Origin of the sequence: Streptococcus moroccensis (assembly GCF_030812835.1) — a bacterium.
Classification (GTDB): domain Bacteria; phylum Bacillota; class Bacilli; order Lactobacillales; family Streptococcaceae; genus Streptococcus; species Streptococcus moroccensis.
Genome location: NZ_JAUSTM010000001.1, coordinates 50,806 through 62,369, shown reverse-complemented (window position 1 = coordinate 62,369; position 11,564 = coordinate 50,806). Strand labels below are relative to the sequence as shown.

At 41.9% G+C, this 11,564-nt stretch carries 10 protein-coding genes and 1 pseudogene; all 11 read left to right on the top strand.

Features of this window, described 5'->3' with window-relative positions:
* Positions 1–26: 26 nt before the first annotated feature.
* The 11 genes and pseudogenes from J2S23_RS00315 to J2S23_RS00260 all read left to right on the top strand — a co-directional run bounded on the left by J2S23_RS00315 (position 27) and on the right by J2S23_RS00260 (position 11,398).
* Entirely contained in the window at positions 27–446 is a 420-nt protein-coding gene (locus J2S23_RS00315) for a helix-hairpin-helix domain-containing protein (protein ID WP_307120772.1), read from the top strand.
* A gap of 281 nt (positions 447–727) precedes the next feature.
* Positions 728–1,135 carry a VOC family protein gene (locus tag J2S23_RS00310; RefSeq protein ID WP_307120771.1) on the top strand — a complete coding sequence of 136 codons (408 nt, stop codon included), beginning with the start codon at positions 728–730 and terminating at the stop codon, positions 1,133–1,135.
* Entirely contained in the window at positions 1,116–1,697 is a 582-nt protein-coding gene (locus tag J2S23_RS00305) for a GNAT family N-acetyltransferase (RefSeq protein ID WP_307120770.1), read from the top strand. The genes J2S23_RS00310 and J2S23_RS00305 overlap by 20 nt, the downstream gene beginning before the upstream one ends.
* Positions 1,694–2,251, top strand: coding sequence for a GNAT family N-acetyltransferase (locus tag J2S23_RS00300; protein WP_307120769.1), 558 nt, complete (start codon positions 1,694–1,696; stop codon positions 2,249–2,251). Before J2S23_RS00305 ends, J2S23_RS00300 begins: the two co-directional genes overlap by 4 nt.
* The gene (locus J2S23_RS00295) at positions 2,251–2,604 is read left to right on the top strand and encodes a VOC family protein (protein ID WP_307120768.1); all 354 of its coding nucleotides are present in this window, start codon (positions 2,251–2,253) and stop codon (positions 2,602–2,604) included. Before J2S23_RS00300 ends, J2S23_RS00295 begins: the two co-directional genes overlap by 1 nt.
* A 1-nt stretch (position 2,605) precedes the next feature.
* Positions 2,606–3,187, top strand: a complete 582-nt coding sequence (locus tag J2S23_RS00290) for a GNAT family N-acetyltransferase (RefSeq protein ID WP_307120767.1) — start codon at positions 2,606–2,608, stop codon at positions 3,185–3,187.
* A gap of 1 nt (position 3,188) precedes the next feature.
* Positions 3,189–5,171 (top strand): HsdM family class I SAM-dependent methyltransferase, encoded by a 1,983-nt coding sequence (locus tag J2S23_RS00285; RefSeq protein ID WP_307120766.1) that lies wholly within the window; start codon positions 3,189–3,191, stop codon positions 5,169–5,171.
* A complete protein-coding gene (locus tag J2S23_RS00280; RefSeq protein ID WP_307120765.1) occupies positions 5,164–6,174 on the top strand; it encodes a virulence RhuM family protein in 1,011 nt (336 codons plus the stop codon). Before J2S23_RS00285 ends, J2S23_RS00280 begins: the two co-directional genes overlap by 8 nt.
* Positions 6,167–7,788: pseudogene (locus tag J2S23_RS00275) on the top strand (restriction endonuclease subunit S). Before J2S23_RS00280 ends, J2S23_RS00275 begins: the two are co-directional and overlap by 8 nt.
* Before the next feature lie 2 nt (positions 7,789–7,790).
* Positions 7,791–8,750, top strand: a complete 960-nt coding sequence (locus tag J2S23_RS00265; protein WP_307120762.1) for a ribosome-binding factor A — start codon at positions 7,791–7,793, stop codon at positions 8,748–8,750.
* Positions 8,750–11,398, top strand: coding sequence for a valine--tRNA ligase (locus tag J2S23_RS00260; RefSeq protein WP_307120761.1), 2,649 nt, complete (start codon positions 8,750–8,752; stop codon positions 11,396–11,398). Before J2S23_RS00265 ends, J2S23_RS00260 begins: the two co-directional genes overlap by 1 nt.
* Positions 11,399–11,564 lie beyond the last annotated feature (166 nt).

Here is an 11,564-nt window from a genome sequence, read left to right as displayed (position 1 = left end):
TTAGCAATCAATAAGGAGATATAAGAATGGCAAAGAAAAAAGGAAATCGTAAAAAACAATTGCGTAAGCAACTGGCAGACTTGAGACGTGCAGGGCAAAACCTGGTAGATGCTGGGGTTCAAAACTTTCAGCAAGCGACTGAAAAAGTCGGAGAAAAAGCTAGCCAAGCAGTTGAAACGGTGACAGACCGTGTTCAAGAAACAGCAGAAGCCGTGGTAGAAAAAGTGGAAGAGGTTAAGGAGAAAAAAGCTGCTAAGGCTTTTGATAGCTTTGTGGCAGAGTTGGATGGTGTGCCAACAGCACGTCTCGAGACCTTCTACGCTGAAGGCATCAGCTCCCTTAAGGACTTCACTAACTGGACAGAAAAAGAACTCTTGGCCCTCAAGGGTATCGGACCTGCAACTATCAAACAATTGAAAGAATTGGGAGCGACCTTTAAAGGATAAAGTTAACATGTCCGTGGGAATTTCTATGGTAAATCTACTTGCCTTTGTCCTTAAAATCTGTTAGAATAAAGCCATTCAGAGGTGTTTTGTGAACACAATCTTACAGAAAGCGGTGGTGCTGAGAAATCCGCAGGTTGGACAAAACTGGTTGCTGAGGGCATCATGTGATAAGAACAAAGTTGCGGGTGCAAACCCGAATCTGGGTGGTACCGCGGAAATCGTATTGAAATTCGTCCCTGTCATTTGACAGGGGCTTTTTTATTTGGAAAGGAGGTCTAACCATGCTCCACCACATTGAACTCTACGTGTCGGACTTAGCAAAAAGCCGAGATTTCTACGAATTTTTGCTCCCTTTCCTGGGCTATGAGCTCTACCAAGACTGGCCTCAAGGTTTTTCCATGAAATTGGCAGAGCATTACATCGTTTTTGTCCAAACACCAGCTGATTTTTTAGAAGCAGGCTATCACCGGTGCCGAATCGGTCTAAACCATCTAGCCTTTCGTGGTGGTCGTCGAGAACAAGTTGACAACCTGCGTGAGGTCTTACGCAACAAAGGTGTTAGACTGCTTTACGACGACCGCTACCCTTATGCAGGTGGTCAAGAACACTATGCCCTTTACTGTGAAGACCCAGATCAGATCAAAATTGAAATCGTTGCGGAGGTCGCCGATGATCAACATCCTACCTAATCCTGAAATGCCTCAACTCCCCCATCTGGAGACAGACCGCCTCTACCTCAGACCACTCATCCCAGAAGATGCGCCAGCCATGTTTGCCTATGGGCGACTCCCAGAGGTGGCTAAGCTCGGTGGTTTTCCTGTCAACCAGTCGCTGGTGGAGGTGCAGACCATGATAGCAAACGATCAAACCAAGTCGGGCAATGACCTCAAGTTGCGAATTTATGCCATACTTGACAAGGCAACGAAGCAGATGATCGGGACTATAAACTTCAACCAAAAGGTGGCACCCGGCGTCCTTGCTATGGGCTATGTGCTTCACCCAGATTATTGGGGCCAGGGGCTCATGCCAGAAGCCGGTCAGGCCATGCTCAAGCTTGGTTTCGAGCACTTTGCCTGCCACAAGATTGAGCTGATCGCCTTTGATTACAACACCCAGAGCCAAAAGGTGGCTAAAAAGTTAGGTTTCACTCAGGAAGGGCGTTTGCGCCAGCGTAAGGCGGTCGATATGGTTTACCGCGATGCCTTTATCTTTGGGCTGTTGGCGGAAGAATGGCGGAGCAGGCAAGCATGAACAGCAGATTAGAGACGGAACGCCTGCTACTGAGACCCTTGACAGTAGAGGATGCCCCAGCTATCTTTGGCTATGTCAGCCTTGCAGAAGTTGCTAGGCTATCAGGCTTACCGGTGGCAACCAGCACCGCAGCTGTTCAAGACCAGCTTCGCCAGAGGATTGCCGATGCGCAAATGGGCGCATACCCAGTCATCTACGCGATTCTCTTCAAAGAGACCAATCGGCTTATAGGCACAATCGGCTTTACCAGACGCCTTCATGAGACCTGTCTGGTTATCGGTTATAGCCTTCACCCTGATTATTGGGGCCAAGGGCTTATGGTCGAGGCAGGTAAGGCGTTTGTCCAAGAAGCCTTTGCCAGCCTAAGCATTGACACGATTGAGCTCTATACCTACGCTTTTAATCACCAAAGCAGACGCATCGCCGAAAAGCTGGGGTTCCAGCAAGAACGGCTCTATCCCCACGACAAAAAGGTCGATGGTCACACTGTCCACATCGCTCAGTATGCCTTGGCGCGTGAGGAGTGGGAAAAACGAAACAAGGAGAAAGCCTGATGGATTTAAACCAATTGGATATTATTGTGAAACAAGTCCCTCAAACCAGTGAGGCATTGGAGCGTTTACTGGGAATGTCGGCAGACTACAAGGATGATCATTTTGCTCAGTTTACGGTTGGCAGTCACTGTTTGATGGTGTCTGATAAGGCCATCGTTCCGCTGGAGCATTTCCAATCCGGTGTCATTCTACATGTCCAAATAGAGGATGTGGATGGCAAATACCAAGCCCTGCAAGCAGCTGGAGAGACCATTTTAAACCTACCAACGGCTACCGACTGGGGGACTTATTCCCTCATCGTTCAAGCTCCTGAGGGGATTGTCCTCGATTTCTATCAATTTAAGGAGGCATAATATGGTTACGAGTCAAGATCAACCAATCAACACTAACTTACCAAACCTTGAAACGGACCGCCTCTACCTGCGCGAGCGCACTGTGGCAGACGCAGAAGCTGTTTTTGCCTATGCCAGTCTGCCTGAGGTGACTTGGCCAGCAGGCTTTCCACCCGTCGAAACCGTGGAAGATGAGGTTTATTACTTAGAACACGTCCTGCCCAAGCGCAATGCTGACCAGAATTTGCCAGCTGGATATGGGATTTGCCTTAAGGGAACGGATAAAGTGATCGGATCAGTTGATTTTAACCACCGCCATGCGGACGATGTTCTAGAAATGGGCTATATCCTGCATCCAGACTATTGGCAACAGGGCATCATGACTGAAGCCTGCAAAGCCTTATTGGAAGCGGGCTTTACGCAGCTTAACCTGCACAAGATAGAAATTTCGTGCTTTGATTACAACCAAGCCAGTCGCAAACTGGCTGAGAAGCTCGGCTTTACCCTAGAAGCCACCATCCGTGACCGCAAGGACGCCCAAGGCAACCGCTGTGCGGACTTGAGGTATGGATTGCTTAAGAGTGAGTGGGAGGAAAGGACATAAAATGGCAAAAAAAGAAGTTAATACCGATCTGTGGGTCCATGAACTTTTAAAAGAAGCAGGAATTCGAGATAATTTCTATGCTCAGGGAAGCAGTATTAAAGAAATCAACGATGCATTGAAATCAGCTTCTAAAAAAGGAACTGGAAAATCTGGCTTTCCTGAATATGTTGGGGTTGTTAAAGACTTTTTAATTATCATTGAGGATAAATCTGGTTTATCCAAACATATTAAGTATACAGATGATGAATTGATTGCTGATGATGTTAAGTCAAATACAGACTACGCAGTAAACGGTGCTGTTTTTTATGCCAAGCATTTATCAGATAAGGTCAGTTATAAAAAAATTATTGCACTTGGAATTAGTGGAAATGAAAAGAAGCATCGTATTACACCTGTTTTTGTGAATGAGCGCGGGGAATACTCTGAATTAGCTGATATTGAAACTCTTATTTCTTTTTCTTTAGATAATATTGATGAATATTATGTTAAAGAAATTCTTCAAGAAGAAACTAATTTTGAAAAAGAAACTGCTGAAATTTTAAAAGATGCAGCCACCCTTCACAACGATTTAAGAAACTACGGTAATATTGAAGAAAAAAATAAGCCTTTAATTGTTTCAGGAATTCTTCTAGCTTTGAGAGAAACGGAGCATGGCAATTTCTCTCTTGAGAGTTTAACTGGGGACACTGTAAAAACAGATGGTTCAAAGATTTATGCTGCAATTAAGTCTAATCTCCAGCGTGCTAATGTTTCTCCTGAAGTTAAGAAGGATAAATTACTTAGTCAATTTGCTATCATTAGAGATGATGTTAAAATCAATGAAAAAAATAATGGTCTAGGAAAGACACCGATAAAACACTTTACGGAGTTCCTTTATAAGAGTATCTATCAAAGTCTAAGATACAATAGTTCCGCTGAAGATTATCTTGGACGTTTTTATGGAGAGTTCATGTCCTATTCTGGTGGAGATGGACAGAACTTAGGGATTGTATTGACACCAAAACATATTACAGAACTTTTCTGTGATTTGGTTGACTTACAGCCAACTGATAAAGTGTTTGATCCTACTTGTGGAACTGCAGGCTTTTTGATTGCCGCCATGCATGATATGTTGGTCAAGGCAGAGAATGACTATCAACGCGAGCAAATTCGAAAACACCAGCTGTTTGGTATAGAAGAACAGTCCTATATGTTCACCATTGCTACTACAAATATGATTTTGCGTGGTGATGGTAAGAGTAATCTGGAAAACCAAGATTTTCTGCGTCAAAATCCTAGTAAACTTCAGTTGAAACAATGTAATGTTGGAATGATGAATCCACCTTACTCAATGGGGTCGAAGGCTAATCCAGAATTGTATGAAATTAACTTCACAGAGCATCTTTTAAATTCATTGGTTGAGGGTGCAAAAGCTGTCGTTATTGTTCCTCAATCTACTTTTACTGGGAAAACAAAAGATGAGAAAGAAATCAAGCAAAATATCTTGAAGCACCATACTTTAGAAGGAGTTATTACTCTCAATAAAAATACCTTTTATGGTGTTGGAACAAATCCTTGTATTGCAGTTTTTACAGCAGGTATCCCACACAGATCAGACAAAGAGTGTAAATTTATTAACTTTGAAAATGATGGTTTTGAAGTATCCAAACACATAGGTTTGGTTGAGACCGCCTCTGCTAAAGATAAGAAGCAACACTTACTTGATGTTTGGTTTAATCGTATAGAAGCAGAAACAAAATTCTGTGTTCAAACAACCATTGAGCATAGTGATGAGTGGTTACATTCATTCTATTATTTCAATGATGAAATTCCATCTGAGACTGATTTTCAAAAGACTATTGCAGATTACCTCACTTTTGAAGTGAATATGATTACCCATGGACGAGGCTATTTGTTTGGTATCGAAGAGGAGGAACTATCATATCCAGAGGCCGAAGAAGAGGAGATACATCTTGTAGCAGAAGGTGAAGCAGATTATGAGTGATATTTCAAATTTTGTTCTTTACACAACACCTAGTGGTGATGTCCATCTTGATATTCTTTTACAAGATGAAAATCTCTGGTTAACACAAAAAGGAATTGCAGAACTATTTGGTGTTGCTAAATCAACAGTGAGTGAACATTTAACTAATATTTATAACGATGGTGAGTTGGAAAAACTAGCAACTGTTCGGAAATTCCGAACAGTTCAAGAAGAAGGTAATAGAACAGTTCAACGTGAATTAGAGTACTACAATCTCGATGCTATTATCTCAGTCGGTTATCGTGTTAACTCTAATAAGGCGACTCAATTTCGGATTTGGGCGACCAATACCTTGAAAGGATTTATCATCAAGGGCTTTGTACTCGATGATGAACGTTTGAAACAAGGACAAACTGTTTTTGGACAAGATTATTTCCGTGAGCTCTTAGAGCGCATTCGTTCAATCCGTGCTAGTGAGCGTCGTATTTATCAGCAGGTGACCGATATCTTTGCGGAATGTGCCATTGATTACGATAGAAATTCAGAAATTACTAAAAATTTCTATGCTATGGTGCAAAATAAATTTCATTTTGCCATTACTGGAAATACAGCTGCTGAAATTATTTACCAGAAGGCTGATGCAGAAAAAGACCAAATGGGTCTAACAACTTGGAAGAATGCCCCAGATGGTCGTGTGCTGAAATCGGATGTGACTGTTGCTAAAAATTATCTGCAAGAAAATGAAATCCGTCAGCTAGAACGAGCGGTCACTTCTTATTTTGATTATATCGAAGGTTTGATTGAACGTCGCAATACCTTTACTATGAAGGGGTTAGCTGAAAGTATTGACCGTTTCTTATCTTTTAATGAATATGAAATTCTAGAAGGTAAGGGAAAAATTTCCAAAAAACAAGCAGAAGAAAAGGCCAACCAAGAATATGAAAAATTCAATCGTACCCAAAAAATCGTGTCAGATTTTGATAAGCATATCCAAAAATTGATGGCAGGTGACAAAGATGAGTAAGTTAACATTGACCGATGTGGAGTGGAGGGAGTTTTTCATAGGAGGTCGTGAAGGACTTTTTGAGATCACATCAACAAAGAGTGGTATCGATAAGAATAAACTCAATAATACAGAAGGTAGCGTTCCTTATATTACTAGAACTGATTTACAAAACGGCATAAATCTATTTATTACTGAAAATCAATCACCAAAGTTCAAAGTAGATGAAGGAAATGTTATTACAATTGGTTTAGACACTCAAACTGTCTTTTATCAGCCAGTCTCATTTTATACAGGCCAAAATATTCAAGTTTTAAGAAATGAAAATATAAATAAAGAAGTCGCAATGTTTATTATTCCATCTCTTAAAATTCAGATGAAGAAATTTAATTGGGGCGGAAATGGAGCAACTTTAGGGAGACTTAATCGAACCCGTCTCATGCTCTCCATTGATTCCCAAGGTCAACCTAACTGGCAGTTCATGGAAGACTACATCAAGCAGGAACAAAAAGTTCAGGCACAGCAAGTGATTGACTACTATGAACGTAAGTTGATTGAGTTAGCTGGAGGTGTGGTTGGCTTGGATAAGGTTGAATGGAAAACATTTCGCTTAGGAGATGTATTTGATTTAATTACAAAAGGTAGTAAGGGGCTTAATCATCTAGAAAAAGGACTTTCTGAAGGAATCAGTTATGTAGGAGCAACTAATCGTAATAACGGTGTTTTAGACTTTGTTGAACAAAAAGAAAATCTGTTATACTTAGGGAATGCTATAGCGTTTATCCGAAATGGAGAGGGCTCAATGGGTTATAGTGTTTATAAAAAAGAAGATTTTATCGCTTCTCAGGATATAACAGTTGGTTATAATGATAATCTTAATGAATACAACGCTAAATTTATAACAACAATAGCTGATCAAGTGCGAGGAAAATATAATTTTGGGTACAAACGAAACCAAGAAAGATTAAAACGAGAAACTCTAACGCTTCCTGCTGACAAAAATGGTAACCCCAATTTTCAATATATGTCAGACTTTGTGAAAAAATTAGAACTTGATAAAGTCCAAGAAGTGCTTGAATATATATATATATATATATCAAACTGACTAACATTCTATCCGAAAAAGTTTGTGAAATTTCTTGGAAGGCATTTTGGATCGAAGATGTTTGCGATGTAAAATCAGGTGTGCGTCTAACTAAAGCTAATCAAGAAATGGGAGAACGTCCTTTTATTGGAGCTAGTGATAATGAGAATGGCGTAACTGCTTTTGTATCCAATACTAATAAAAGTCTCGATGAAAATGTACTAGGTGTTAATTACAATGGTAGTGTTGTCGAAAATTTCTATCACCCCTACCAAGCTATTTTTTCTGACGATGTGAAACGAGTGAAATGGAAAGACAAGAATCAGGGCAACAAGTACACCTACTTATTCTTAAAAGAGATGATTTTATCACAAAAGGTTAAGTATGCCTATGGTTATAAATTCAATGGTGAACGCATGAAACGTCAAAAAATTATGCTACCAGTTACTGAGGCTGGATTGCCAGATTATGACTACATGAAAACATACATGAAGAAACAAGAATTGGAGCAAATTTTTAAGATTTTGAATTATTTATATAGGGAGGAATAGAATTGTCAAGACCTGATTCAATTTTATCGGATAGTCAAATTAAACAAATTGATGAGAAGTACGCTAAATTAAGTGATAATGATACTATCGAACTCTTAGCCTATTTAAAGGTTGTCAATGATGAAAAGCAAATGGTAATTTCGGATATTAAACCATCTGAGGGACTGCTGCTAATCTCTGAGCAAATTTGGGATATAAAAAAAGATTTTCAAAAAATAAAAACGATGTTTGAGTTATTTGTTTCAGATGTTTCAGACTTTTTAAGTATTAAAAACAAACTTGAGTCTAAAAAGCTATCAATTGAAGAAGTAAATATAAACCGTTTTATGCTCCATCTATTGTCGAGTGGGAAACTGTTTGTTGATTTCAATGAAAATCAGATTAAGCAGAAATATTCTAAGAATAGTGTGGAGTTTGAACATATACACAGACTTGCAAATTATCAATACGATGTTAACTTTGCATATCGATTTTGTTATTCATTGAGAAACTTTTCGCAACATATTGATTTACCAATACATCGAGTTAAAGCTGTCAGTCCAGATGATGAGACGGTTATAGTGGATTTTTATATTGATTTAGATTATCTTTTAAACTCTAGTTTTGATTGGAAGAAGTTAAAGAAGGAATTGTTAGAACTTAGAAATGAATCGTCTCATATTGATGCTATCGTGCTAGTTGAAGATTATCTTCAGGCTATTGCGGAACTGTATAGTAATTATTGTAAATTATTTTTAGAGTTAAATCATAATAGATTAGTTACTCTCAAATCCAAATTAGAAAATTATAATTTGGAACATGCTAGATATTATATTTCAAAAATTAGTAAATATGATTTAAAACATAATCCCGGTAATTATAACTTTTCTCCAATTGCCACCCTTGCTGAGATTGAAGAGTTATATATTGAATTATCAAAAATTGGCTTGGTAAATATCGTTAAAAACAAGGAGAAAAACTAATGTCAAAAGAATTATCACCAAAATACAATCCAGCCGAGGTTGAGGCTGGTCGTTACACCAAATGGCTGGAAGCGGATAGCTTTGCGCCGTCAGGCGATGCTGAGGCCAAGCCTTATTCTATCGTGATTCCACCGCCAAACGTGACAGGCAAATTGCACCTGGGACACGCTTGGGACACAACGCTTCAGGATATTATTATCCGCCAAAAACGCATGCAGGGCTATGATACCTTGTGGTTGCCAGGGATGGACCACGCAGGGATTGCGACTCAGGCTAAGGTGGAGGAGCGCCTGCGCGAGCAGGGGATTTCCCGCTACGACCTCGGTCGCGACAAGTTCCTAGACAAGGTCTGGGAATGGAAGGACGAGTATGCGTCTACCATCAAGGAGCAGTGGGGCAAATTGGGGCTTTCCCTTGATTACTCACGCGAGCGCTTCACCCTTGATGATGGCCTCTCTGACGCGGTTAAGAAGGTCTTTGTGGAACTCTACAAAAAAGGCCTCATCTATCGCGGTGAATTTATCATCAACTGGGATCCTGCTGCCCGCACAGCACTTTCTGATATCGAAGTCATTCACAAGGATGTCGAAGGGGCTTTCTACCACATGAACTACCTCTTGGAAGACGGCTCTGGTGCCCTTGAAGTTGCGACCACGCGCCCTGAGACCATGTTTGGCGATGTGGCTGTTGCGGTCAATCCAGAAGACCTACGCTACAAGGACTTGATTGGCAAGAACGTTATCTTACCAATCGTGAACAAACCTATTCCAATCGTTGGTGATGAGCATGCTGATCCTGAATTTGGAACAGGTGTCGTAAAAGTCACCCCAGCCCATGACCCCAACGACTTTGAGGTCGGCAAGCGCCATGACCTGCCACAAGTCAACGTCATGAACGATGACGGGACCATGAATGAGCTTGCTGGTGAATTTGTCGGCATGGACCGATTTGACGCCCGCAAAGCGACGGTTAAAAAATTAGAAGAGCTTGGCCAGTTGGTCAAGATTGAACAACGTGTCCACTCTGTTGGCCACTCGGAGCGTTCAGGTGCCGTGGTGGAGCCACGCTTGTCCACGCAGTGGTTTGTTAAGATGGACCAGTTGGCCAAAAATGCCATTGCCAACCAAGAGACCGAAGACAAGGTATCCTTCTACCCACCACGTTTCAACGACACCTTCCTCCAGTGGATGGAAAATGTTCACGACTGGGTGATTTCCCGTCAGCTCTGGTGGGGTCACCAAATCCCTGCTTGGTACAATGAAGCTGGGGAGATGTATGTCGGCGAAGAAGCACCAGAAGGCGACGGCTGGGTTCAAGACGAAGACGTCTTAGACACTTGGTTCTCATCTGCCCTTTGGCCATTTTCAACCATGGGTTGGCCAAACGAAGAGGCGACTGACTTCAACCGTTACTTCCCAACCTCAACCTTGGTAACAGGTTACGACATCATCTTCTTCTGGGTGTCTCGCATGATTTTCCAATCCTTGGAATTCACAGACCGCCGTCCATTTAAAAACGTTCTAATCCATGGGCTCATCCGTGACGAGCAAGGTCGTAAGATGTCCAAATCACTTGGCAACGGGATTGACCCGATGGACGTGATCGATCAGTACGGTGCGGATGCCCTGCGCTGGTTCCTCTCAAACGGCTCTGCCCCAGGACAGGATGTCCGTTTCTCATATGAGAAGATGGACGCTTCATGGAACTTCATCAACAAAATCTGGAACATTTCCCGCTATATCCTCATGAACAATGAAGGGCTGACGCTGGCAGATGCCAAGGCTAATGTCGCAAAAGTAGCGGCTGACAAGGCTGGTAACGTGACCGACAAGTGGATCCTCCACAACCTCAATGAAACCATCGGCAAGGTGACCGACGCCTTTGAGAAATTCGAGTTTGGGATTGCGGGTCACCAGTTGTACAACTTCATCTGGGACGAGTTTGCGGACTGGTACGTGGAGCTGACCAAGGAGGTCCTTTACAGCGACAACGAAGACGATAAAGTCATCACACGCTCTGTCCTCCTCTACACCTTGGACCAGATTCTCCGCCTCTTGCACCCGATCATGCCATTTGTGACCGAGGAAATCTTTGGCCAAATCTCAGAAGGTAGCATTGTGTCGGCAGATTATCCAGTGGTGACTCCTGCTTTTGAAAATAAAGCTGCGCACCAAGGCGTGGAAAGCTTGAAGGACCTGATCCGTGCTGTGCGAAATAGCCGGTCAGAGGTAAACGTGGCCCCAAGTAAGCCAATTACCATTCTCATCAAGACCGCTGACAGCCAGCTGGAAGACTTCTTCACAGCCAATGTCAACTACATCAAACGCTTTACCAACCCTGAACATTTGGAAATTAGCTCAACGATTGCAGCGCCAGAATTGGCCATGTCCAGCGTCATCACCGGAGCTGAAATCTTCTTGCCGCTGGCAGACCTTTTAAACGTGACCGAAGAATTAGAACGCCTCAACAAAGAACTAGCCAAGTGGCAAAAAGAACTCGACATGGTTGGCAAAAAGCTCTCTAACGAACGCTTTGTCCAAAACGCCAAACCAGAAGTCGTGGACAAAGAACGCCAAAAACAAGCCGACTACCAAACCAAATACGATGCGACCAAAGAGCGCATCGCTGAGATGGAGAAGCTTGTCTAGTGGTCTAAAATCACTTGAAACTTCGTCAACTCACCTTGCCGTACTCAAGTACTGTCTGCGGTTTCGTTTCCTAGCCTCAAGATGATTTTAGCCACACTAGAACATTCCGAGTAAAGACAAATGCCCAGCCTAAAAGGTTGGGTTTTGTTATAATAATCATGATAAA